Source organism: Marinovum sp. PR37 (assembly GCF_028807375.1).
Taxonomy (GTDB): Bacteria; Pseudomonadota; Alphaproteobacteria; order Rhodobacterales; family Rhodobacteraceae; genus Marinovum; species Marinovum algicola.
In genome coordinates, this window is the sequence record NZ_JARAML010000041.1 from 1 (window position 1) to 23,615 (window position 23,615).

The window sequence follows — 23,615 nt, forward strand, 5'->3', positions numbered from 1 at the left end:
TCCTGATTGTCGCGCTGATCTCACCCTGATTGTCGCGCTATAATCAACCGCGGATATAGGCCAGATCGCACGACCAGCCTCCCGAGAAGGATGAGGTGCAGGCAGAAGAACACCTGCCAGATCCAGACACCGGCGTCGTGGACATGACGCATCAAGCCTGCCAGTTGGAGCCTCTGCGCCTCAGAGAAACTGCCCAGCGGAACACTCCCATCTGCCAGGGCGAGGGACCCAGCGTGGAAGAACAGCATGGAACTCATCACCGCGACCATCATCAGCCGCGCGAAACAGGCGGCCAGGGCCAGTGTCGGGTTCACGGAGCGGAACATGAAATAGAGCATGGCAGAGACGAAGATCTCGGTCGTCATCATCACGAGATCTCCGATCAGGCCCGCATGAAACAGCCCGCGGTGGCGCGCGATGTTGTCGAAGGTCGCTGCGGGGTCGCCGGGCACATTCAGCATCACGGGCACGTAGAGGATCGAGAACCCGCCAGCCAGCGCGATAACAAGATAGAGTCCTCCGGTCAGGCGGGCATAGGGCAGGGATAAAGGGTCTTCGAAGGCTCGCATGGCAGACTTCCTTTCTGGTGTAGGGCGGCCCGGCTTCAGGCAGTGACTTTGTTGCGCGGAATAGGAGCCGGGGAAGCCAGCCCCGAGCCGGATGGCTGGTTGGCGCGCTGGCCGGCCCAGACCGATCCAAGGACGATCATCGCCCCGACAGCCTGCAAAAGCGACAGCGACTGCCCGAGCCAGACCCAGCCAAGCGCCACCGCAGTAACCGGGCTCATCATGCCGAGCATGGAGACGGCACCAGGCTCGAGCCGCGCCACGCCCCGGAACCAGATCGCATAAGTGGCGGCTGCGCCGACGAGACCGAGCCAAGCGAGACCAGCGAGGTTCGCACCGGTAAGCGCGGGCAGCGGCGGCTCCACAAGCAGGGCGACCGGCAACAGGATGAGGCCGCCTGCGGTCAGTTGCCAAGCGGTGAAGGTGAGTGCGGACACCGGCGGCTGCCATTTCCGGCTGAGGACCGTGCCTGCTGCCATGGACGCGGCTCCGCCAAGCCCGGCGAAAATCCCGATCGGGTCGAGCCGCGCTTCCGGGTTGATCAGCAGGAGGGCGACGCCAATGGCCCCGGTCGCCGCGGCTGCAACGGCACCCGCCCGGATCGGTGTGCCGAGCCAGCCACGCGCCATGCCGATGACCATCATTGCCTGAAGGGAGCCGAGCGTGGCCGCGACCCCTCCCGGCAACCGGTAGGCTGCAACGAAAAGGAGGACCCAGAACAGCGCAAAGTTGAAGCTGCCCAGCAGAAAGACGCGTCCAATCCAGGCGCGGCCTGGCAGGCGGTGTGTCACGGCCAGCAGCAGAAGTCCGGCAGGCAGGGCGCGAAGCACCGCCAAAGTAACCGGGTAGCCGTCTGGCAGCGCCTCGGTCGTCACGAGATAGGTGCTGCCCCAGATCGCCGGTGCCAGCGCTGTCAGGAATATGTCGGTTGTGCGGGACATGGGTCCATCCTCCTTGAAAGGCTCACCAGAGACGATTGAGGGGGATGCGCGGGCGATCAGGCCTGGGCGGCAGGCCGATGTCGCGCATCATGTGGGGCGGGAGGTCGGGCGGAAGGCGGCGAAAAATCCGGTCGGGGTGCGACCTCCACCTGCGGAAGAACGAGATGATCATAGCTGTTCTCCTTCACGCGGCCAGCCGGAGGGCCGTTCGCAGTTGCGCTGCGAGATCCTCGCGCGGCCCATTGACAAGCCGGGTGCCGGTCTCGCGGATGATCAGGGCGGGTATCGAGTGCACTTGCAAGCTGAGGGCATGCTGCCGGTCATTCTCGACAGCGCGTGCAGTTGCCGCATCGTTGAAGGCCTCGGCGAAGGCCGCGTCCCCGAAGCCCAGGTCGCGGGCGACATCCAGGACGGTGTCCGGGTCGGCAATGTTCCGGGCTCCGCTGAGATGGGCCAGCTGAAGCCTGTCGAACATGTCCCAGTGGGCCGATTGGCCCCCGATCCGCTCGGCCGCCTTGCAGGCGCGCGCGGCGGTCATCCCGTGCGGATAGTCGAACGGAGCCGCGCGCATCCCTTCAACATTGATGAGGTCGGGCCAGTCGCTGACCTGCCGACACACCTTCCAATGCTCAAGGATCGTCGCGCGAGCCTGGGCGGGGCTGCCCCAGCGCTCAGCCATTTCGGCCGGGCTTCCCTGGAGCACGAAGGTCCGGTGCCGGATTTCGAGGTCGAATTCCTCGGCAAGGCTGCGCATCCGCGACGAGATGTTGAAGCACCAGCAGCAGACGACGTCGTGAAAGAAATCAACTGTCAAGGTAGGCATCACGCGGCCTCCGCGTCGTGAACAGCCCCGCTCAGGTCGGCATTGGCAAGGCGCGCTGCGATCCGCGCCACATGCGCACCCTGAAAGCGCGCACCGGCCAGGTCGGTTGCCGTGGGCGCGCGCGAGCCATCCGCGCCCGCGATCGTGCCTGCGCCATAAGGCGCGCCGCCGACGATTGCCTCGCCCGTCTTCTGGCCGGCGAAGGTGTAGGGCATCCCGGCGATGAGCATCCCGAAATGCTGGAGCGGGATCTGGGTCGAAAGCAGCGTGGCCTCATGCCCGCCGTGCTGCGAGCCGGTGGAGGCGAAGACCGCTGCGACCTTTCCGACCAAGGCGTTCCGCGCCCAGAGCCCCCCGGCCTGGTCGAGGAACGACTTCATCTGCCCCGCCATCATGCCGAACAGCGTCGGCGTTCCGAAAATGATGGCGTCGTAGGATTCGAGATCCGCGGGCGAGGCGACCGGCGTATCGTCGGAAGCGAACCCTGCTGTCTTGCGAACATCTTCGGGCACTGTTTCGGGGACGCGTCGGAGCTCGACATGGGTGCCGGGAACCGACCGGGCACCGTCGGCCTCCGCTTCTGCGAGCGTGCGGACATGGCCGTAGCTGGAATAGTATAGAACGAGAACGCGTGTCATGTGATCCTCTCTGGCAGCGGTTTTCGATGCCTTGGAAGATCAGCGAAACGGCTCGCGGGAATAACCGGCGCGCTGTCACTTCATTCTTTACGTGGGTTGAATAATCTCAGCGATTGAGCGCCGCGCGCAGGTGTTCAAGGAAGGCTGTCACTTTGGCATCCATGCCGAGCCGGGATGCCGTTACTGCGAAGATCTCGGGTGACGGCAACTCCCACTCCGGGAGGACACGCACCAAATCACCCCGCGCTTCCGCCTCGTCCGAGACGAAGTCTGGCAAGGTGCCGATGCCATGTCCTGCCACCAGCAAGTCACGCAGGACAAGGCTGTTTCCGACCCGGACCGGTGGATCGAGTTCGATGGTCCGCATCCCCTCCGGACCGTGAAGCTCCCACGTGGCCAAATGGTCAGCCAGGAGGAAGCCGACAATCCGATGATCAGGGATCTCCTCTGGCGCCTCGGGACTGCCGACGTCTTCGAGGTAGGCCGGAGATGCAAAGATGCCTTGCCGCATGGTGCCGACCTTGCGCGCGACCAGGGCCGAATCCGGCATCGCGGCGCGAATGCGGATCGACAGGTCAAATCCGCCCTCAACCATGTCGACGACCCGGTCGTCGAGCGAGAGGGTCAGTTTCAGGTCCGGATACTCCTCAAGGAAACCTGGCAGGATCGGGGCGATGACGGTCTGTCCGAAGGAGCTGGAGGCGTTCACCTTCAGGTGGCCCCGCACTGCGCTTGCTCCCTCACGTATGCGCGTCTCGACGGTTCTTACTGCGTCCAGGATGTTGATGGCTTCGTCGTAGTAGACGCGGCCTGCATCAGTGAGGGACATTGACCGCGTGGTCCGCGTAAGAAGCGAACTGCCAAGGCTTTCTTCCAGCAGCTTGATCTCCCTGCTGAGGAGAGCCGGGGAAACACCCAGATCCTCAGCCGCACGCGCAAAGCTCCCGCGTTCGACAATGCGGCGAAAGGCATGCATGACTGAGAGCTTGTCCACAGGTCATTCTCCATGGTTGAGGCGTGCAGCGAGGAATATTCCTGCCTCCCTAATACCACCAAGTCGTCATTGCAGAACTGGAAACGTTGAATGGAGCCGTCGCAGGTTGTTCGCCGCGCCCTGCTCGAAACCCTGAAATGGGCGGACTCCGGTCGCTCGCTGCGGTGTCGCCGGACGGCCGCTTTGAGGCCGAGAGGATACTGGCAGCGTCAGCATGCTGCTTTGCGCCCAACCCGATCCTGGAAGAGATGGACAGGCTCTCTGAGGCGAGCCCGACGATCTTGTCCTACCCCTGATGCGGGGTATGCCCGGCCCCAAGCCTCAGCCAGGCTTGCCACGCACAGGCGCGACCGCATGGGCTTCGGCCGCCGCTGTGACGCGCCGCTCCAGATCATGCGCCTCGGCGACACCAACCGCCACCAACCGGCCCAACACCCGATCGATCTGCGTGCGCGCCGGGTGCCCAGGTTCGAGCAATCCCGGATCTTCGACAAGGCACGCCTCAAACCATTGCATGACGCGGCCGCCGACGCCCGCCGCGATCCACAGCTCCGGTGATGTCGTGCGACCGAACCAAGCTTCGACTGCGTCTAACAGAAAACCAAGATGGCGGGAGCGCGGCGCGACCAGCAGCAGGTTCATCGTGCAGCGCGCGACGAAGACCGTTGGCCCCCCGGGCAACATCGGGCGTAGTATAGGCAGAAACGGATCAACCCGGTCGAACACGGTCGGCACCAGATAGCTGTGCGTCCCAGTGATCGGCGAATATGTGTTGAACAGCATTTGCCCGATAACGCCACCGCTATCCAGGTCGATCCGAGCTTTGCTTGGATCGCGGATGCTCCGCCACCAGCTGAGCGTCATCAGCCGCGTGACAAGCTTTTCGCGCAGCGCCACCGGCCGTTTCGGCGCGCGGCTGGTGTGGTTAAAGTAGAGCACGTCTGCGGCATGCTGGACCGTCTGTGCAACCTCGGCAAACGGCGCGTCGGGCAGGTCGGTCACGAACAGCAGATCGGCGGCGAACGCCTCATCGTCTCCGTCGAGCAGCCGCTCGGCATAGAACGCGTAATAATGCAAATTCCAGTCATTCGGCTGGCGGCTGATCTCGGCATCGACCGCATAGCCCAGCCCATTCATTCGGCCCGTCCAGTCAGCATAGGCCGAGACAATCTCCCACCGCCAGCCGATCGCTTTCGCAGGCGCCGACTGGATCATCGCGAGCCAACGGGCCGCCGCCTGATGGTCGGTGTGAAGGATCGCCGCCGAAGGGTCGAGCGCCGTCTCCCGCCCGCCATCGGCCTCGAACTCTTCGGGCGTGACTGGTCCCGGCGATCGAATTCGTCTGGCCCTGCGCAGGCTCGGTCCCTCCTCGGGCCATGTGGGCCAATCCGGTTCCACGCCGCCATCAAGCCAAGCAAGCTCGCTCGTAACCGCTGCGTCGGACCGGGTGGCACGCTCTGCTTCGAACGCAGCCTGCGGCGCCTCGTCTTCCGGTTCGTAGCTCTTTCGACGATATGTCATGCTGGAAAAGGCCGCCCGCATCATCGCTTTGAGGAGACGCGGCTCGATCTCCAAGATGCGTGGGACAGCCGCCGCTACCGCGGTGGCTGCCACCCGATCCTGGCGTGTCGCGAGCGCGACCAGCGCATCGCGATCCGCGGTTTTCCTCAGCCGGGCCCAGAGATGGATCAGTGCGAGGATCGCGATCGCCGGGCGGTTGTAGCGCAAAGTATCGCGCGACCCGGTGCCTCGATCGGATTTCTCCTCAAGCGTGATCCCGATAACTTCCCGCACCCAGGCTTCATGTGCTGCCAGCAGCGCATCGTCGCCGTCACGCGCGACGAGCAGCGCCGTCGTGATCAGCCGCGTTACGCGCGAGTTGAGCGCGTCAGTATCGCTGCCATCGGGCACGCCGCCCTCGGCATAGGCGACTGCGTCGCGTGCGGTTTCGGCCGTCGCATACTTCTTGCCATCGACCGCCAACGAAATGCGCGCTTCCATCTCGCTCGTCTTAACCGACACATCGCGCTTGGCTTCGAGCGCCGCGAAATGCGCCGCCTCCTCCGGCGGCGACCGGTATTCGAGATTGCCGTCTTCTCGCTTGAACCAGTTCGCCCTGGTGAGGACGTTGAGTGCATGACGGCCGGCGAACTCAGGGTCGCTCAACGTCGCGTGCGCGGCATAAGGTTCGAGCGTCTCGACCGCCGCCGCGAGCGCTGCCCGCAACGCATTGCCGACTGGCTCGTCGGCCAGAAAATTCTGCAAGGTGTCGATCAGCGAATAGCCGCGCGAGGGTCTTGCCTTCAGATCGGCCATACGCACCGGACCCTTCGGCTCGTCCTTCAGTCCCAGCGTATCCAGCCCCGACCCCACCTGGTCATGAATCTGCCGGGTGCGATCTTCGGCAAGGAGCTGCGGGCTCGCGAGAAACGGCGCGAGCGCTACACGCGCGACATTGCCGTGCGACAACAACACGTCGATCGCGATGAGGAGATAGGCAGCCGCGCTGCCCTCTGGGCCCAAAATGTCGGCGAGCACGGCCTCGACCGGATCACCATCATCGAGCCGCTTCTGGCTCCACGCTTCGAGCGCGAGCAGCCCGGAAGCGGCGGCATAATCGTCACCGTTGCCCCGCGACCAGCCATAGGTCCAGCCCCAGGGGAAGAAGCGCGGCCCCTCGCCAAAGTCGACCGTGATGCCGACTTCGCCTGGCTCGCGCCCGTCGGTGTGAAAAGCTATCGCTTCATCGACAAGCCCCCGGATTAACGCCAGGCCTTCAGTCGGCGCCGCGTTCAGCAAGTCGAGAAACGGCGGCTGCGCGGGCGATGGCGGCAGATAGTCGCTATCGGCAAAGCTAAAGGCGTCCCGCATCACGCGGTCCCTTCGAGCCCGCCCACAAGTATTATCGATCAAGCTCGCTTGGACCATCACCGCCAGTTCGGCTGGCGCGACGGGAGCGAGCACGCTCGAGAACTGGCGCAATTCCTCCATCTTGTGATGGTCCCCGTTGCCCGTGATTGCGGTAAGATAGGCCTTGAGGGCATCGGGCGCGAAGGACCCGAGCAGCATCGCCATTTGCCGGAGTTTTTTGATCCTCTGCTGCGCGTCGCCTGACCAGCGCGCGTGTCCCTCAATCCCGGGGATCGTGACTGGCATGTCGCGCAGATCGAGCTGGCACAGCCAGTCGAACAGTAGCCGGGCCGTTCGCTCGGCAAGCGACGGGAGCATCTTGAGGAAAAAGATTTGTATCTCGACCAGCTCAACTACGGCGTCGATCGACGACATTGGCACCTCGGCGGCGTGATCAAGTATCCAGCGCAGCACCAGGACCGACGATCCCGTCACGTCGGCCCGAAACGAGCGCGGGAGGTTGACCTTCGATCCATCGGGCAATGTGATGATGTCGGCTGCCGCCTGCGTCTCGACCGCGACGAGCGTCGTCGACAGTTCGGTCAAAAGTGCGCCGCCCTCGGCGAGGAGCGAGGCGCCCGACTTTTCAAGCAGATCAGTCGCGACTTCGGACCTGACCAGCGCGAGGATCGCTTGTCGGCGCCAAGAACCGTGCGCGCTCGGAGGCGACAGGTGCGCGAGCAGATCGTGCCAGGCACTCACATCCTCGCCGGTCTCGAGCGCGAGCCGCGCGGCGATCTCGATACCGCGGGCGACGCGCGGCGACACGGGTCCGGCCAGGTCGAACCCTCCCAGGCGGGACGGGTCTTCGGTAAGGTAATTCCCGATCGCCCAGTCGCGCAGCACGTCGTGATTGAAATCGAGTCGGTCGGGCCGGACCTCGCGGAGCGACTGAGCACCGAGTAGATGGTTTCGCGCGGACGAATCCTCATCGAGATCGATTCCGGCGTCGCCCTTGAGCGCGGCGGTCGCCAGTGCTCTGAAGATTCGCTGCGCTGCCCGCACTTCGGCCGTCGGCGCGCCATCGGCGCCGATCCACCAAAGCTGCGCAAGCTCGGCCTCAGTTCGGACCAACGCGGCGCTCGGTTCGCGGAGCAGTCGCGACAAACGGTAGAGGTTGCGGGCGAGTTGCGCTGCGGGATGGCCGGCATCGAGCAGCGTCCGCAGTTCGGGCGCCTGATCGGTCAGGATCGCGACTTCTTGGTCCGACAGCGCTCCAACCGTGACCGCGTGCATACCCCCCAGTGCGGTCGAGATCCGGTCGTCGAGCCATGGGATGGCGTCGCTGGCGCCGGTCTGCCGCGCCGTCGCGATCACAGTGAAGCCGGGTATGGCGCCGGCGGCCCGCAACAGCTCGCTGATCGTGCGCTGGCGCCCCGCATCGTCAACCATGTCGATGCCGTCAATGAAGAGGTAAGCGCCGCCGCTCGCTGCCAGATCGGTCAGGAAGGCATCCGCCGATCCGGGAATGCCGAGCGCGTTCGCCAAATACAACCAGCCGTTCGGGGGCGTCGCCTCACGGTCGAGAACGATGATCGGGGCATTTGCGGCAACGCGCTCGGCATAGTGGCGTAGCACCCAGGATTTGCCGACGCCGGTATCGCCGCGCACGACGATGAAGCGCTGCGTCTCTACCGCGTCGTCGAGCGCCGCGACCGCTGCCAGCCGCGGCAGCATCACGCCCGCGACGCTCGTTCCGATATGCGAGAGCGTGTTTTGCGAGAGCTCGGCGAGCTGCTCACGGGCCGGGCCGTATTCGGGGTCGCCAGCCAGCTTGAAATCGGCCTCGGCGAGGTTGGCTTTAAGTGCAGCGGTATTGATCTCGCCGCCTCGCGTGCCGGTCTGGATCGAGAGATCGACGAGGCGACTCCACAATGCCTCAGCGCGCGCGACCTGCTCGTCCGCCAGCGCCATCCGCGCGAGCGCCAAGCCGTAGGTGCGAGCGATCGGCGCGCTCGCCTCGAAATCGAATTCGAGGATCAGTATCCGGCGCAGCAGTCGCCAGATCGTCTCATTTTCGTCGGCGACGCCGCCTGCGGCAAGATGCTCGCGCGTCGTCTCGACGAACTTGCGCATGTCATCGTTCGCCACGCCCGTGGCCTTCAGGCGGGTGAAAAACTCGTCCGCTGTTGCCGCGCTGCGCGCCCAGCCCAGCACGTCTTGATATGCACCCGATATCTTGCGGCTGGTCCGCTGCGTGGCTATCCCGAACAGATGGCGCTCTGCCGGGACGTCCCCGATTGTGCTGCTGGCAATCTGTAATGCGACATCCTTGTAGACCGGGTCCTTCGGCGAGAACTGGATATCGCGCTTCGACTGGATTTCGAGTAGCGTATCACCGCTGGCGCCGACGCCCATGATGATGAGATCGTCGAGCTTGAACCCTTGCTCAACGCCTTGGAAGCGCACGCTCGTGACGCGCGCGGACGGCAGCCCCGGCGCCCGGTTGCCGGTCAGAAGCGCGAGCAGATATAACGCCCCGAGCTCGCCCTCAATGTAGGCGCCTGCCGCGCCGCGCGATGCCGGGCTTGAGCCATGTTCGGTGTCGGAGCTAATTTCTGCTTTTTCCATCCCACAGATGTGCAAACGATCGCCCGCGTGGTCAAGCGAAACGGGCGTTCGCGGGGAGTTGGTTGAACTGACGCGGACCGATTGTTAACTGGCCTACCTTCTATCTCAGTTTATGTCGGCGCGACCAGACATCGTCAACTTTGAGGTTTTCGCACCAAAAGCCGCGCTTCCAATAGCAGTCGGTTCAGTGCGTTCGAACGAATTGCAGCTTTTGGAATCGGCTGTGGCGGCCTGGAATGACCGGCATGGGGTGCGAAGCGGACGTTGCCTTTGAGGATGTCGTGTGTCCGCTTCGGGCCGTTCGCGGCGCTCCGACTGTTCTGGGCGGTGAGCAGCCTTTCGCTGCGCGTGCAGCAGACGTCGGCTTTACATCGCGATCGGTTAGGGCTTTTCGGCCAAGGCGAGTTGCTTTCGATAGTCGCCCAACCGCGCTTTGGCATTGGTATCGACCAGGTCGCCGAAAGGCCTACTTTGGCTTGGAAACGTTGGTTTTCCGACCAAACACCACGCTACAGCCTCGGGACGCTTTCGTGCCCAGGGTCCAAAGCGGTGCAGATGCGGTGTGCGTTGCTGTCAAAATCCTACAACGGCACCTGAAGCCCTGACTTTACCCGGTTTACAACAACGTTCGAGTGAAATCGCCGGATATTCGGATTGTCGGTGAAAACCTGTCGGCTGAACTCCTCATACGCCGCCATGTCCGCGGCCGTGACGATGAGAATGAAGTCGGTATGCCCTGTGACGTAGTAGCATTGCTGCACGTCATCGAGAGCCAGCATGGAGCGGCGAAACTCATCGAGGAGATCCGTGCGTTCGCGTTCCAGCTCGACCTCGACGATGAAGGTCATGGGGCGGCCCACCGCCTTCGGGGACAACACGGAAATATCGGCCTCGATAATCCCCTCATCGCGAAACCGCTTCATGCGCCGTTGAACGGAAGACCGCGAAACGCCGATACGTTCCCCCAGCTCATCAGCCGACAGCCGGTTGTTGCGCTGAAGAATCTCCAGAAGTCTCTTGTCGGTTGCGTCGAGGGAGTTTGGCAACTTGCTCGCCTGTGGGGATGGAATTGATGCGTTCTGCTCGCCAGTTTAAGTGCTTTTGGACAGTTCGCCCAGCTTTTTCCCGTATCTTGCCCAAGAGATCAAACCTGTTCACCGAAAGCCAGACCCATGAGAAAATTGCCAGGACTCTCCGAGACGCACATCGACCACCGCGCCTATCCGCCGGGGGTGGCCTACATGGATGGTCAATACCTGCCGATGAAGGAGGCGAAGCTTTCGGTTCTGGACTATGGTTTTCTCCACTCGGACGCGACCTATGATGTGGTCCATGTTTGGGCAGGCGCGTTCTTCCGGCTCGAGGACCACCTGAACCGCTTCTTTCGCGGCATGGAAGAACTGAACATGTCCATCACGTATGACAAGGCGCAGACAAGGGAGATCCTCCACAACTGCGTGGCGCTGTCCGGGCTGAAAAGCGCCTACGTCGAGTTCATTTGCACGAGAGGCACATCCCCAACATTCAGTCGTGACCCGAGAGAGGCCGAGAACCGCTTCATCGCCTTTGCCATTCCCTTCGGGTCCGTGGCCAACGAGGACCAGATGGAGCATGGCCTGCATCTGGCGGTGACGGATGTCCTGCGCATCCCGCCGGGCTCGGTTGACCCCACGGTCAAGAATTACCATTGGCTGGACATGGTCAAAGGGCTCTACGCTGCATATGCGCGGGGCGCGGACACGGCAGTTCTGATCGATGGCATGGGCAATGTGTCTGAAGGCCCCGGATTCAACATCTTCGTGGTCAGGGATGGCGAGGTTTCAACGCCAGTTGCCAGCGTCCTGTTAGGCGTGACCCGCCAAACCGTTTTCGACATCTGTTCGGGAATGGGAATCCCATGTCATGCTCGGGATGTCTCTGTCGAAGACCTGACGGGGGCCGACGAGGTCTTTGTCACCTCAACGGCAGGAGGCGTCATGCCGGTCACTCGGATCGACAACAAACCTGTCGGGGCGGGGGGTGTTGGAGGATTCTCGAAAAAGATGATGGCTGAGTATTGGGGGATGCATAACGATGACAGCTTTCGCGAGGCTGTCTCCTACCCGTGAGAGCCGCAAATGCACGTAGCGCAAATGTCGCCATTGCTGGGCCGCGCTGCGGCACTGCAACCCTGCGGCTGCGCGCCGCTCAGGTCCCGGTCCGTTCAGTTCTCATTGCCCCGCCAGCAACAACGGAGAAGGGTCCTACCTACACTTCCTCAAGGTAAATGGCTAAGAGAGCCTGGTGGTTAGATTTGTGAGAACTTTCAATCATCGCCACTAATATTCAAGCCCGGCACCCTTGTCGCCGGAGGCGGCGATCCTTTTTTGCACAAGGACCAAAGCCAGCGCGATGCTAAGCCCAACAGCGTCGGTCACCCAGCCGCCGGCGATCATGGTCAGCCCGCCAATAGCGAGCGCGCCACGCACCCAGCCGTTGGCGGGGCCGAAGAACCACCCCTGCACGGCACAGGAGAGCAGGTAGACGCCGATGATGGCAGTTACCGTGATGTGGATGATCTCGAAAGTGGAGCCGTTCAACAGCATCGCCGGGGAGTAGAAAAACATGTAGGGCACAACAAACGCGGCAAGACCGATCTTGAAGCTCTCGACACTGGTGCGAATGGGATCGGACCCAGCCAGCGCCGAGCCGGCATAGGCGGCCAGAGCCACGGGCGGCGTGATCGCTGACATCACTGCAAAGTAGAAGATGAAAAGATGGGCGGTCAGAGGCGCGACGCCGAGGTTGATGACACCAGGAGCGATAACGCTCGCAGCCACCGCATAGGCCGCTGTGGTTGGCATACCCATTCCAAGGATGATCGAGACGATCATCGCAAAGAACAGCGCGAGGATCTGGCTCTGGTCGGCCAGCGTCAGAAGCACCGTTGAAAACCGCGAACCGATGCCTGTCAGTGCGATGACTCCCACGATAATGCCTGCTGTAGCACAGACGGCTACCAGCTGAAGCACCATACGCGCGCCATTGTCCAACGCTTGAAATAGCTGGCGCGGTCCCATGCGATGCGGCGTCAGCCAGGATACCACAGCGGCGGTGATCATCGCCAGCGTGCCGCAGCGGATGACCGAATAGCCCGCGAAGAGGGCATAGATCAGCACCACGATGGGCAGGAAAAGGTAGACCTGCCGGATTAGTTTCGCCAACTTGGGCAACTGGTCGCGCGGCAGGCCCATCATGCCAGCCTTTTTCGCCGCGAGATCGACCATGAAGTAGACGGAGATGAAGTAGAGGATCGCTGGAATGATCGCTGCATAAACGATCTCCATGTAGGAGATGCCAGTGATTTCGGCCATGATGAAGGCCCCGGCGCCCATGATCGGCGGCATGATCTGGCCACCCGTAGAAGCTGCTGCCTCGACGGCTGCCGAGGTCTGCGGCCTGTAGCCGACTTTCTTCATCATTGGTATGGTGAGCGAGCCTGTAGCGACCACGTTGCCGGCGGAGGTCCCGTTGATCATCCCCATCAGACCGGAGGCGAAGATCGCCACCTTCGCCGGCCCACCACGACGGTGTCCCGCGGCGGCAAAGGCGAGGTTCACGAAGTATTCTCCGACCCGCGTGGTCTGGAGAAAAGCTGCAAAGACCACAAAAAGAATGATGTAGGTCGAACTGATCGCGATCGGCGCGCCGAGCACACCGTTGTCGGTAAAGATGTAAGAGAAGAAGCGCTTCACGTCGTAGCCGCGATGCTCGAAGATCCCGGGCAACCAAGGTCCGGCGAAGGCATAAGCCACAAAGACGCCAGCAATGATGACAAGGGCGAGCCCGGCCAGCCTGCGGGTTAGTTCTATAATTAGCAGAACCCCGGTGATCGCCGACCACATGTCGCCCGGAAGTGCCATGGGCATGCCTGCGCGTAGTTGTAGCTGGCGGGCGAAGAAAATCAGATAGGCGATGGCTGCTACGGCCGCGGCGGCAAGCAACACATCGCCCGGGGCGAAGCGCGACCGGTCACGGTGGGGAAAGAGCCAGCCGTGCAAGATGGCGAGAGCCGTGCCGGCGGTAAGCGGAATGCCAAATGTAGACATCGCCCATGCAGGAGGTAGCATCTCGCCCATGATCCGTCCGTTTATCCAGATCGCGGCAACTCCGGCCAGACCGTAAAGGATTCCGGCGCCGCCGACCCAAAGGAGCGCTCTCGATAGCAGCCCACCAGACTGACCCTCCGCCTCGGCCCCAATGAAGGGAGAGGAGCCAAACAGCAGGAACCCAAGCAGCAGCCCGCCCCCTACGTGGGTTAGCCGGTAGGCCCATGTCTCAAGCGGATAGACATTCATCACCAGCAGGTGGAAAACAGTATAAGCTACGCACATAATTGCGACGAGCGCGTTGCGACGACCTTCGAAAAGCCGCTGGTTCCCAGCGACTGGGTCCGCGTCGACGCTGGCACGGGCCAGTTCCTGCTCGATGTTGGATTGCGCGGTCTCTGCATCGTGGACGTCTTGAGAATGGGTCATCGCGGGTCCCTGTTCCTTTCTGGGTCAGAACGAGAGCGGGCGGCGGGTGTGCGCCGCCGCCCGTTTCGAGATCAGTCGAAGGATGAAAGCTTTATTCGACTTTCGGCACTTCGTAGCCGTTTTCCTCGAACCAGCGGGCGGCACCCGGGTGAAACGGGATCACGGTGTTGAACTGCACGTTTTCTGGCAGGGTGTCTTTGGCCGCGGCGTGGTTGGTCACCATGCGGTCGTTGTTTTCCATCGCCAGTTTCGTGATCTCATATGCGAGGTCCTCGGGCATATCCTGATGAGCGATGGCGAAGTTCCACAGCGAGGTAGTCTGCAAGGGTTCGGGCTGGTCTTCATAGGTGTCCGCGGGGATCGTGAAATCCGACATCGCCGGGACAATCTCCTTCATCTTGCTGAGGGTGTCCTCATCCATTGAGAGGAAGCGCACGTCGTTCTCAACAGCGAGCTGGCTATAGGCACCCGTTGGCAGGCCCGCAGCATATACGAATGCGTCAATCAGCCCGTCTTTGAGCTGGCCAGCAGTGTCCGAGCCGCCGGCATTAGAAACAGTCACATCGTCATAACCGTCGGCGTTTTCAAAGAAGCGGGTCCAATAGGTGGCCGAAGTGCCGCCCGCCGGTCCGACGCCGACGCGCTTGCCCTGAAGGTCTTGGAAGCTTTCGATGTCGGAGGACGCCAGAACAGCTGCCTGTAGTGGCGTTTGATACATCGGGAACAGCGCGCGGACATTTTCGTGCGGCACGCCCGGCATCAGTTGGCTCTCACCGCGCCGAGCCTCATCGGCTGGCCCGAGGGTGACGAAGCCAAGCTGATGTTCGCCCGTCTCGACCAAGGTCACGTTTTGCACGGGACCGCCAGTGATTTCGGCGCCTGCGTTTATGCCCAGCTCTTGGCTGATCATTGCGCCAAAACCCGAACCATACCCAAAATAGGTGCCGCCTTGGCTGCCGGTCCCGATCGTGATGCTGCTCGGCCAGCCTTCCTTATCTTGCGCAGCCGCTGGCACAGCCAGGGCACAGGCCGCTGCGGCGATAAATGCCGTAAATTTCATGAGAGATCCTCCTCTACGATATCCTCCCGGACGGGCCTATCAAAGGCGCATCCTCCCCGGAAAAAGTGACGCAAATGACCCTCGCGAGACAATTCTCTACGGAGTATATTCAGTTATGATATAATTTAGGCAGAGGCTTCGATTTCATTCAGTTGAGTTTCGAGCTGATCCATCAGGGCGTCGCGTTCCGGATCGCGCGTATTTCGCGTCCAAGCCGCCGCGAGGATGAGCTTCGGTTGCGGAGCGGTATCCTGTGCGCATAGCGGAAGGAAACGCACGCCCTGCACCCGCAGTCGAGACGTCCACCGCGGCACGATCGCCAGCCCGCTCCCTGAGGCGACAAGGTTTACGATGGTTTGCTTTTCCTCGGCGATCTGCGAGATGCGCGCCGTTAGTCCAGCCCTCAGGAACAGCGTAATCGTGAGATCATGCGAATGTGGACGCGAGCGCCGGTCTGGCACGATCAGCGGTTCATCCGCCAGATCGGTAATCTCGATCTGTTCTCTCCCGGCCAGACGGTGATTGGCCGGAAGGGCTACGACCGCAGTTTCGTGAAACAGGGTCCTAAAAACAAGCCTGCTGTCTCGAACGTCCGGGGGCCGGCAGAAGGCAATGTCCAAGCTCCCGCTTAGTAGCTTCGGCAGAAGATGAATTGTCTTCTGCTCCACTATCTGGATTTCCAGATCAGGGTGTGCCGTTCGCATCGGCGGCAGGATTTGTGGGAGTAGTCCCGCGGCTGCGCTGTCGATTGCTCCGACGCGCAAGACATGCGTCCGGGAAGCGCGCACGGCCCGCACCTTTTCCTCAAAGGCGACCATCTGAGCCAGCACGGTTCGGGCATCTTCGACGACCGCTTCGCCTGCTTCCGTGAGAGCAACATCTCTTGTGGTCCGCCGGAAGAGCTCTACTCCCAAGCGGTCTTCCAGCTGCTTGACCTGACGGCCAAAAGTCGCCGGGAGAATACCCAAGTCCTGCGCAGCATGCCCGAAATGGAGCTTTTCGGCCGCGGCCAGAAAGCATCTTAGCTGCATCTCATTCATTATCGGTTCCAACATTATATATCATATGTGTATATAATTACCGTCGAATTGAGCTGTCCAACAAAATTCCAGTAACGTCTCCACAAACAGCATTCCGCGCGAGGAGGAAGACGATGACGGCCGTTCATGAGGGGGGCACGAAAGACCAAGCCCGCGAAACAAGCCCACAGCAGAAAACCTATCGGATTGCTTCGATCCCCGCTGACGGAATCGGCCCCGAGGTGATTGCCGCGGGTCTACAGGCGCTGGAAACGCTCGCGCGCCGCGATGGCGGTTTCAAGCTTGATGTGACCGAGTTCGACTGGGGCTCGGACCGCTACAAGAAGACCGGAGCGCTCATGCCCGAAAACGGGCGCGATCAACTAAAGGATTTCGACGCGATCTTCTTTGGCGCGGTAGGAGCGCCGGACGTGCCTGACCACGTTACCCTCTGGGGTCTACGCCTGCCAATCTGCCAAGGTTTTGACCAATACGCCAACGTGCGCCCCACTAAGATTCTGCCCGGTATCTCCTCACCCCTGGCCGGTGTCGGACCCGACGACCTCGATTGGGTGATCGTGCGCGAAAATTCCGAGGGTGAATATTCTGGCGTTGGCGGACGCGCGCATCGCGGGATGCCCGAAGAGGTGGCGACGGAAGTTTCAATCTTCACCCGCACCGGCGTCGAACGAATCATGCGCTATGCCTTCGAATTGGCCCAGTCTCGCCCGCGCAAGTTTCTCACAGTGGTCACCAAGTCAAACGCACAACGCCACGGCATGGTGATGTGGGACGAGATTGCAGCCGAGGTCTCAGAAGACTACCCGGACGTAAGCTGGGACAAGATGCTGGTCGACGCCATGACCGTGCGGATGGTCAAGAATCCCAAGAGCCTCGACACTATCGTGGCGACAAACCTTCACGCCGATATCCTGTCGGATCTGGCAGGGGCGCTGGCAGGCTCTCTCGGCGTTGCCCCTACGGGCAACATCGACCCACAGAGACGATTCCCTTCGATGTTTGAGCCGATCCACGGTTCGGCATTCGACATCACGGGCAAGGGCATCGCCAACCCGGTAGCGACCTTTTGGACCGCAAGTCAGATGCTTGAGCACCTTGGGGAAGCTGAGGCGGCTGTCCGCATGATGCGCGCGGTAGAAAAGGTTTGCGCCGATGGAGTTCTGACCCCTGACGTTGGCGGCAGCGCAACGACCCAACAGGTCACCGACGCTGTCTGCGAAGCGATCCGCGGCGACAATATCTGAGCCGTTGAAATGAGCCTTAGCGCCCCAGAACGTTTGCTTCGCGAAATGCTGGACGCAGCTATCAAGGCGGCCGATCCGGGCGAGGTATTGGCCAAATACCTTCCCGAGAAACCTAAGGGCCGCTGCATTGTTGTCGGAGCCGGGAAGTCTGCGGCATCCATGGCGCGTGCGGTGGAACGGGCATGGCCTGACGTCGATCTGTCGGGTCTCGTGGTCACCCGCTATGGCCACACTGTTACGACCGAGCACATAGAGGTGCGCGAAGCCGCGCATCCGGTGCCTGATGCCGCAGGAGCCGCCGCGGCACATGAGATCATGAAGATCGCCGCCAAGGCCGGTCCCAACGATCTTGTGCTCGCTCTGATCTCGGGCGGGGGCTCCGCACTCTTTTCCATGCCTGAACCGCCTCTCACCCTGGCCGACCTTATCGACGTGAACCGGCTTTTGCTTGCCTCCGGCCTTTCTATCAATGCAATGAACTGCGTGCGCCGGCGGCTTTCTCGTATCAACGGCGGCGGCCTTGCACGTGCAGTGAAAGATGCGCGGCTCGTAACACTCGCGATCTCGGACGTGCCTGGCGACCACCCCGCAGCCATCGCTTCCGGTCCCACCGTCGCGGACCCTACAGCCGAGAACGACCTGTCGCATTTGGCTGGACGGCTTGGCCCTGGTTTACCAGAAGGTGCCCGAAAGCTGCTGGCGACCCCCTCTACTTTGCCGCAAATGCAGTCGGATTTTCGCTTCATCGCGACGCCGCAAGCCTCCTTGCAAGCGGCCGCCCGCATCGCGGAAGCCTATGGTGTCACCACGGTGCTTCTGGGCGACGCATTGGAAGGTGAGGCGCGCGAGCTCGGCACCATGATGTCCGGTATTGCGGCTTCGGTTGCCAAGAATGGGACACCGGCCGCAGCGCCTGCGGTGCTAATCTCCGGCGGTGAGACTACGGTCACGATTGGGCGGGATACCCCAGGGCGTGGCGGGCGGAACACGGAATTCCTACTCTCTCTTGCTATAGCGCTGGAGGGCAATCCTCGTATCACCGCGCTCGCGGCCGATACTGACGGAATCGATGGCACTGAGCCTGCGGCCGGCGCCATTATTGGCCCGGATTTCCTGCGCCGGGCGGCGAAACTCAGAATTTGCCCCCGAGATCATCTCTCTGCCCATGACAGCTTCACGGTATTCGAGCGGCTTGATGCACTCGTTGTTACTGGACCGACCTTAACCAACGTGAACGACTTTCGGGCGATACTGGTGGCGTAGGGGCAAGCGCTCGAAGACAACAGCGGCTGAGTTATTTGTCACTTCAACAGCCGGTGGGACATGCCGGTAACCAAGATCGACAAACGACTGGTTGGGGCTGGGGTCATCGGGCGCCTACCGCGAATGATAGTGGATGAGTAATGGGAACTGCATGAAGACGACAGCTTCCACGATACGGGCTTTTGTCCGGAAGAGCCCCGAATATCTTGAGTTCCTTAGGAAATCTGCCAGTTGACCTGAGCCGCAGCCCCGTCCGGGGTTGAGACCAGCCCAGATTTACGCGCAACGCGAACGTCGGCAATGCTGGGCCGCATTGCAGCATTGCAAATCGTGGCTGGATGTCGGCTCTGGGCCGTGAGAGTCACCCAACACAAGGGGCGGGAAGCAGCCATTTGCTGCATCTGCAACGAACATCCGCTTCACATCGGTGGCGGAAAGGATTTCCTGGCCAGCATTAGTTGCTCCCTATAGCTTTCCAGCCGCGCGTTGGCATTGGTGTCGATCGCCAGAATAACCGCCATCATACCGATGGTTGCGATCAGGCTTGCCCGCCAAATCGGAGCCCCGACAAAAGGTATCGCCAGCGCGGAGGCGGCGATAATCAGCGGGATCACCCTGAACACCGCGATCCGGTATTCGTTCAACACCCTGTCGGCACGCGCGATCTCGTCTGCGACGAAACCGGCGGCATCGGTGGCGTAGGCCGCAGGGAAACTCGTCAGCCGGGTTTGGCTGGGGATGAACAGGCCGACCCCGATGATTAGGATCAGCGTGCCCGCGACCAGCATGGGAACGACATAGGCTCTTGCCACGTCGGTCCTGCCTATCTGCCAGAAGCCCAGGCTTGCCAGAAGGAAGGACAAGCCGAAGAGAACGAAGAAGGCGGAGGAGAGCATTTCGGCTCTCGTCCAGTCGGTAGCAGTTTTCAGGATGTCCACGTTTTCGGCCCTCATCAGTTGCACTGCCCGGGAGTGGAGGAGCGGCGCGACGGGTCGACCGACCCAAGCCCGGCCTATTCTGTCTTGGCAAGATTGCGAGGCTCTTACAGGCTCCAGCTGAACCCGGTGCCCTTCTCGGATCGCTCCCACAACCTGACCATCACCGGCTTGTCGTGTGCGTGCGCATTCAGCGTGCCACGGCCGACGGGACCGACGAACTCCCTGGTGCCTGTAGGGCCGTAGAGCGCGCGCTCTTCGGTCAGCGCCTCTTCTGCGGCGCACATGACCTCCGGGTAGGCTCCCTGTTCGGCGGTCTGGACCATCGGCGTCTTGGTCATCAGCCACCAGATGAGTCGCATCGTCCGGCTGCCGCTCGTCGAGATCAGCGAGGTCGCCGATGATCCGGGGTGGCAGACGAAGACCTTCACCCCCGTCCGCCCGGCCGCGGCCAGCCGGTCCTGAAGCTCGTAGGCGAACATCATCTGCGCCAGCTTGCTTTGGGAATAGGCGGTGTTCGCGCCGTAGCCTTGTTCCCAGTTCATGTCGTCGAAGCGGATGGTCTTCAGCCCCATGTTGTAGCCGAGACTGGCGACGACGACGATCCGGCCCTGCGACTGCTCGATCCGGTCGAACAGCATCCCGCACAGGGTGAAGTGGCCGTAATGGTTGGTGCCGAGTTGGCTCTCGAAGCCGTCGGGCGTCAGCTTACGGGTTGGGACCTGGGCGATGGCGGCGTTGCAGATAAGCGCATCGATACGCGGGGTGGTTTTCAGCACCTCTTCGGCCGCCATGCGGACGGATGCCTGCTCCGCGAGGTCCATGCGGATGAAGCGCACGGGCGCTTCGGCACCGAACTCCTGTTTCAGCTCCTCCACGGCGGCGGCAGATTTCTCGGCGCTGCGGTTCAGCATCACCACCTCCGCGCCCTTGCCCAAGAAGATGCGGGCCGCCTGGAAGCCCGCGCCGGCGTTGGCGCCGGTGATGACATAGGTTTTGCCGGTAAGATTGCCGAGGCGCTCGGGCGTCCAGCCTCTCTGTCCGAAAGTAAGGTCAGCCATGGTCTTCTCCATTGATCGGGGCGCCGTCGGCGCTTGTGTTGGTAAACCGCGGTGTTTACATATAAGCGGGTGGCAGATGTGTAAACCATGATGTTTACATTTTTCGCGGTGCGGGAGGTAGGAACGATGAAGCTGACTGAGAAGAAACGAAAAGATATTCTGGAGGCGGCAATCCAGGAGTTCCGCGAGCAGGGCTTCCCGGCCGCGCGGGTGAACCGGATCGCGGATCTGGCAGAGGTGTCGAAGCGCACGCTCTACAAGCATTTCGAGAGCAAGGAGCTGCTCTTCGCCGCTATCACCGACATCCTGCTCGAGGAAATCGCGGCCGTGCCGAAACTGCACTTTCAGCCCGACCTGCCGCTACGCGAGCAACTGACCGGGGCAGTGCGGGACCACGTCGGCCATCTGACCGGCGAGCAATACATGGGCTTGAACCGGCTGGTCATGTCGGAACTCTTGCGCGATCAGGAGCTGGCGCAGGCCTTCTTTGCCAAGGCCGCGATGCAGGACGGTCCGATCTCGGGGCTCATCGGTGAGGCGATGCAGGCGGGCGCCCTGCGCGAAGCCGTGCCCGGCTTCGCCGCAGGCCAGCTGCTGTCGATGGTGAAGCATTTCCTGGTCTGGCCGCAGTTCCTGATGGGGGCGAAGGCCGAGGCCGACCCGGATGCCGTCATCGCCGATTGCGTTGACATGTTCCTGGCCCATTACATCCCGAAGGACTAACGGCGCTCGTGATCGATGCCATGAGGCCGGGCGGCGTCATGGACTGACGTCGCCCGGCCGTGCGAAGATGGCTTTGAGAAGAGACGTCAGCCCGCGATGGCAATCCCGATCTTGCCCATGTGGGACTTTTCGAGAAACGCCTCCTGCGCCGCGCGCAGATCGCGCAGCGCGTAGGTCTCCGCGAGAACAGGTCGGATCTCCCCCCGCTCAATATAGTTCACAAGGTCGGTGAAGACTTCCAGGTCTTGCCGGGTGCTGCCGATCAGTGTCAGGTCCTTGAGATAGAGCGTGCGCAGGTCCAGTTCCACAATCGGACCGGCGATGGCCCCCGACGTGACGTAGCGGCCGCGCACCGCCAGAGCGTCGAGCAATGCGGGCCAGCGCGGTCCGCCGACGAGGTCGAGCACGACGTCGAAAGCGTCCTCCGGCACAGCGTCCTCGCGTGCCAGAATGGCGTCAGCACCGAGCGCACGCAGGTCGTCCGCCTTGGCCGGGCTGGTTACCGCCGTTACTTGCGCGCCGCGCCGTTTGGCAAGCTGCACCGCCGCCGAGCCGACGCCGCCGGAGGCGCCCGTGATCAGCACCCGCTCGGCGCCCAGTCCCGCGCGCTGGATCATCCCCTCGGCGGTCGAGAAGGCGCAGGGGAAGGAGGCGAGTTCCACGTCCGAAAGCGGGCTGTCGATCCGCAGCGCATGTTCGCTCTCGATCGAAGTGAACTCTGCGAAGCCGCCGTTGCGCTCCGAGCCGAAGGTGACGAGCGCGGCCTCATCGCCGCCCGCGGGCCGGTGCATTGGCTGCACCAGCACCCGCTCGCCAATGCGGGCCGCATCCACCCCGTCGCCGACCGCGACGATCTCGCCACAGCAATCAGCGCCCTGAATGCGCGGGAAGCTCAGCGCGCCGGACCATCCGCCGTCGGCGTCCGAGGCGCCGTCATAGCCAAGCGCCGCCGCGGAGTTCGTATCGCCGCGCACCGCCTTAGAATACCAGCCGGTGCGAGTGTTCACGTCAGTGTTGTTCACCGCCGAGGCTCCGACGCGGATTAGCACCTCGCCAGGCTGCGCACGCGGCACAGGCACATCCTCGCGCCATTCAAGCCGGTCGAGGCCGCCATGGCCGGTCAGCACCATCGCCTTCATCGTGTCGGGGAGAGTCATCGGGTCGCTCCGTCATGTAGAATGTTCTCTCTACTTGCGTAGGTAGAGGGATCACTCTACATCGTCAAGCATGACCGATACGATGACCAGGATCGCCGCCGGGCTGGAGCGGGCCTTCGCCACCCGCGGCTTCGCCGCACCCAGCGTCGAAGATCTGCGCGACGCCGCAGGCGTCAGCCTGCGCACGCTTTACAAATACGCGCCCTCGCGCGCTGACATGGTGCTGGCGGCGCTGGAGCATCGCCATGGGCGCTACCTCTCCAACCTCTTCGATGAGCTGCCGGATGCACCGGAAGCCGCACTCGACGCGCTGCTCGACCGGGTCGGAGTGTGGATGGCGACTGAGACCTCGCATGGCTGCCTGTTCCACGGCGCCGTAGCGGCTGAGCCTGGCAACGAACGGCTGCGCGGGGTGCTATCGCGGCACAAGGCCGAGGTGGCGCGCCGCGCCGCCGACGCCACCGGCCTCGCCGGACGCGAGACCGAGCTTCTGGTGATCATGGAGGGCATGACACAGGCTTGGGCGCTGCATCGCGACGCCGCAGTAGAATGCGCCAAGAGGCTCGGGAAGAGCTTGCGAAAGCAGGGTGCATAGAGGCTTTGCCGGCCAGTAAATGAGGGCATCGTCAGAGATGCCGGCAACTCTGACGTGCTGATGCTGGGCTCCGGCCCTGAACGGCCGCTTAGTGAAGACACCATGGACGCCAAACGACGGCCGACCGCAGGGCATTCAGTTAAGCAATGCCACTTCGGGGCCAGGGCGCTGTCGTAGCTTTCCCTTGCTTGCGCACAGTGAAAATTTTGGGGGTGTCCGCATATTGTGTTGGGCCAACAAGCAGACGAGGCTGATGCTCGCCATTCTTTGCGGAAGACAGGGGGCAAGTTCTGGCGAAATGACTGATTCCTATCGACTACCCGAAACATTTGAGACCGAAAACTATCACCTCAGGCGCCTTCGGGTAGAAGATGCCCCGGCCATTTTCGACGCTTACGCGGCCGATCCTGCGGTCACGAAGTATTTGACGTGGAAGCCGAGCAGGACCGTGCCAGAAACTGCCGCCGCCTTCCAGGCCCTGTCAGGCAACTGGGATCGGGACGAAAGCTTCCCGATGGTCGCATTCCATCAGGAACTGAGCTACTCCCCATCTTTTGGACAGGATCTGGCGTAAACT

The 23,615-nt window shown here is 62.3% G+C and carries 19 protein-coding genes; 6 read left to right on the plus strand and 13 right to left on the minus strand.

The features are described 5' to 3' along the window. Window positions 1–20: 20 nt before the first annotated feature. The 7 genes from PVW49_RS22500 to PVW49_RS22530 form a co-directional block, all read right to left on the minus strand. Window positions 21–569: a DUF4386 domain-containing protein gene (locus PVW49_RS22500; RefSeq protein WP_274591627.1), complete on the minus strand. Its 549-nt coding sequence runs from the start codon at window positions 567–569 to the stop codon at window positions 21–23. A gap of 35 nt (window positions 570–604) precedes the next feature. Next, window positions 605–1,507, minus strand: coding sequence for an EamA family transporter (locus PVW49_RS22505; RefSeq protein WP_274591628.1), 903 nt, complete (start codon window positions 1,505–1,507; stop codon window positions 605–607). 184 nt (window positions 1,508–1,691) lie between these two features. Continuing rightward, on the minus strand, window positions 1,692–2,330 hold the full coding sequence (locus PVW49_RS22510; RefSeq protein ID WP_274591629.1) for a DsbA family oxidoreductase: 639 nt from the start codon (window positions 2,328–2,330) through the stop codon (window positions 1,692–1,694). Further along, a complete protein-coding gene (gene wrbA / locus PVW49_RS22515) occupies window positions 2,330–2,968 on the minus strand; it encodes an NAD(P)H:quinone oxidoreductase (RefSeq protein WP_274591630.1) in 639 nt (212 codons plus the stop codon). The genes PVW49_RS22510 and wrbA overlap by 1 nt, the downstream gene beginning before the upstream one ends. A gap of 106 nt (window positions 2,969–3,074) precedes the next feature. Beyond that, window positions 3,075–3,962: a LysR family transcriptional regulator gene (locus PVW49_RS22520; RefSeq protein ID WP_274591631.1), complete on the minus strand. Its 888-nt coding sequence runs from the start codon at window positions 3,960–3,962 to the stop codon at window positions 3,075–3,077. Between the two features lie 321 nt (window positions 3,963–4,283). Then, on the minus strand, window positions 4,284–9,443 hold the full coding sequence (locus PVW49_RS22525) for a hypothetical protein (RefSeq protein WP_274591632.1): 5,160 nt from the start codon (window positions 9,441–9,443) through the stop codon (window positions 4,284–4,286). A 581-nt stretch (window positions 9,444–10,024) separates the two neighbouring features. Next, on the minus strand, window positions 10,025–10,489 hold the full coding sequence (locus PVW49_RS22530) for an Lrp/AsnC family transcriptional regulator (RefSeq protein ID WP_274591633.1): 465 nt from the start codon (window positions 10,487–10,489) through the stop codon (window positions 10,025–10,027). A 126-nt stretch (window positions 10,490–10,615) separates the two neighbouring features. Here PVW49_RS22530 and PVW49_RS22535 point away from each other — a divergent pair, with 126 nt between their 5' ends. Next, window positions 10,616–11,551, plus strand: a complete 936-nt coding sequence (locus PVW49_RS22535) for an aminotransferase class IV (protein ID WP_274591634.1) — start codon at window positions 10,616–10,618, stop codon at window positions 11,549–11,551. 210 nt (window positions 11,552–11,761) lie between these two features. Here PVW49_RS22535 and PVW49_RS22540 read toward each other — a convergent pair whose 3' ends face one another. The 3 genes from PVW49_RS22540 to PVW49_RS22550 form a co-directional block, all read right to left on the minus strand. Further along, window positions 11,762–13,960: a TRAP transporter permease gene (locus tag PVW49_RS22540; protein ID WP_274591635.1), complete on the minus strand. Its 2,199-nt coding sequence runs from the start codon at window positions 13,958–13,960 to the stop codon at window positions 11,762–11,764. 91 nt (window positions 13,961–14,051) lie between these two features. After that, window positions 14,052–15,020, minus strand: a complete 969-nt coding sequence (locus PVW49_RS22545; protein ID WP_274591636.1) for a TAXI family TRAP transporter solute-binding subunit — start codon at window positions 15,018–15,020, stop codon at window positions 14,052–14,054. Between the two features lie 125 nt (window positions 15,021–15,145). Further along, window positions 15,146–16,060, minus strand: coding sequence for a LysR family transcriptional regulator (locus tag PVW49_RS22550; RefSeq protein ID WP_274591637.1), 915 nt, complete (start codon window positions 16,058–16,060; stop codon window positions 15,146–15,148). 113 nt (window positions 16,061–16,173) lie between these two features. Here PVW49_RS22550 and PVW49_RS22555 point away from each other — a divergent pair, with 113 nt between their 5' ends. Further along, entirely contained in the window at window positions 16,174–17,304 is a 1,131-nt protein-coding gene (locus tag PVW49_RS22555) for a tartrate dehydrogenase (protein ID WP_274591638.1), read from the plus strand. A 9-nt stretch (window positions 17,305–17,313) separates the two neighbouring features. Next, the gene (locus tag PVW49_RS22560) at window positions 17,314–18,567 is read left to right on the plus strand and encodes a glycerate kinase type-2 family protein (protein ID WP_274591639.1); all 1,254 of its coding nucleotides are present in this window, start codon (window positions 17,314–17,316) and stop codon (window positions 18,565–18,567) included. Window positions 18,568–18,986: 419 nt separating this feature from the next. Here PVW49_RS22560 and PVW49_RS22565 read toward each other — a convergent pair whose 3' ends face one another. Beyond that, a complete protein-coding gene (locus PVW49_RS22565) occupies window positions 18,987–19,505 on the minus strand; it encodes a hypothetical protein (protein ID WP_274591640.1) in 519 nt (172 codons plus the stop codon). A gap of 104 nt (window positions 19,506–19,609) precedes the next feature. Continuing rightward, the gene (locus PVW49_RS22570; protein ID WP_274591641.1) at window positions 19,610–20,563 is read right to left on the minus strand and encodes an SDR family oxidoreductase; all 954 of its coding nucleotides are present in this window, start codon (window positions 20,561–20,563) and stop codon (window positions 19,610–19,612) included. Window positions 20,564–20,689: 126 nt separating this feature from the next. Here PVW49_RS22570 and PVW49_RS22575 point away from each other — a divergent pair, with 126 nt between their 5' ends. Continuing rightward, window positions 20,690–21,286 carry a TetR/AcrR family transcriptional regulator gene (locus PVW49_RS22575; protein WP_274591642.1) on the plus strand — a complete coding sequence of 199 codons (597 nt, stop codon included), beginning with the start codon at window positions 20,690–20,692 and terminating at the stop codon, window positions 21,284–21,286. Between the two features lie 86 nt (window positions 21,287–21,372). Here PVW49_RS22575 and PVW49_RS22580 read toward each other — a convergent pair whose 3' ends face one another. Beyond that, window positions 21,373–22,443 carry an alcohol dehydrogenase family protein gene (locus tag PVW49_RS22580; protein ID WP_274591643.1) on the minus strand — a complete coding sequence of 357 codons (1,071 nt, stop codon included), beginning with the start codon at window positions 22,441–22,443 and terminating at the stop codon, window positions 21,373–21,375. Between the two features lie 70 nt (window positions 22,444–22,513). Between PVW49_RS22580 and PVW49_RS22585 the strand changes: the two genes are divergently transcribed. Both PVW49_RS22585 and PVW49_RS22590 read left to right on the plus strand, forming a co-directional pair. After that, a complete protein-coding gene (locus PVW49_RS22585; protein WP_274591644.1) occupies window positions 22,514–23,038 on the plus strand; it encodes a TetR/AcrR family transcriptional regulator in 525 nt (174 codons plus the stop codon). Window positions 23,039–23,291: 253 nt separating this feature from the next. Further along, complete coding sequence (locus PVW49_RS22590) at window positions 23,292–23,612, plus strand: GNAT family N-acetyltransferase (RefSeq protein WP_274591645.1); 321 nt, start codon at window positions 23,292–23,294, stop codon at window positions 23,610–23,612. The last annotated feature ends 3 nt before the right edge of the window (window positions 23,613–23,615 follow it).

Coding starts and splice junctions, on each gene's coding strand:
- PVW49_RS22510 (WP_274591629.1), bottom strand. CDS start 2,330: ATGCCTACCTTGACAGTTGATTTCTTTCACGACGTCGTCTGCTGCTGG.
- PVW49_RS22585 (WP_274591644.1), top strand. CDS start 22,514: ATGACCGATACGATGACCAGGATCGCCGCCGGGCTGGAGCGGGCCTTC.
- PVW49_RS22570 (WP_274591641.1), bottom strand. CDS start 20,563: ATGGCTGACCTTACTTTCGGACAGAGAGGCTGGACGCCCGAGCGCCTC.
- PVW49_RS22505 (WP_274591628.1), bottom strand. CDS start 1,507: ATGTCCCGCACAACCGACATATTCCTGACAGCGCTGGCACCGGCGATC.
- wrbA (WP_274591630.1), bottom strand. CDS start 2,968: ATGACACGCGTTCTCGTTCTATACTATTCCAGCTACGGCCATGTCCGC.
- PVW49_RS22545 (WP_274591636.1), bottom strand. CDS start 15,020: ATGAAATTTACGGCATTTATCGCCGCAGCGGCCTGTGCCCTGGCTGTG.
- PVW49_RS22590 (WP_274591645.1), top strand. CDS start 23,292: ATGCTCGCCATTCTTTGCGGAAGACAGGGGGCAAGTTCTGGCGAAATG.
- PVW49_RS22555 (WP_274591638.1), top strand. CDS start 16,174: ATGACGGCCGTTCATGAGGGGGGCACGAAAGACCAAGCCCGCGAAACA.
- PVW49_RS22575 (WP_274591642.1), top strand. CDS start 20,690: ATGAAGCTGACTGAGAAGAAACGAAAAGATATTCTGGAGGCGGCAATC.
- PVW49_RS22560 (WP_274591639.1), top strand. CDS start 17,314: ATGAGCCTTAGCGCCCCAGAACGTTTGCTTCGCGAAATGCTGGACGCA.
- PVW49_RS22525 (WP_274591632.1), bottom strand. CDS start 9,443: ATGGAAAAAGCAGAAATTAGCTCCGACACCGAACATGGCTCAAGCCCG.
- PVW49_RS22535 (WP_274591634.1), top strand. CDS start 10,616: ATGAGAAAATTGCCAGGACTCTCCGAGACGCACATCGACCACCGCGCC.
- PVW49_RS22500 (WP_274591627.1), bottom strand. CDS start 569: ATGCGAGCCTTCGAAGACCCTTTATCCCTGCCCTATGCCCGCCTGACC.
- PVW49_RS22550 (WP_274591637.1), bottom strand. CDS start 16,060: ATGAATGAGATGCAGCTAAGATGCTTTCTGGCCGCGGCCGAAAAGCTC.
- PVW49_RS22540 (WP_274591635.1), bottom strand. CDS start 13,960: ATGACCCATTCTCAAGACGTCCACGATGCAGAGACCGCGCAATCCAAC.
- PVW49_RS22580 (WP_274591643.1), bottom strand. CDS start 22,443: ATGACTCTCCCCGACACGATGAAGGCGATGGTGCTGACCGGCCATGGC.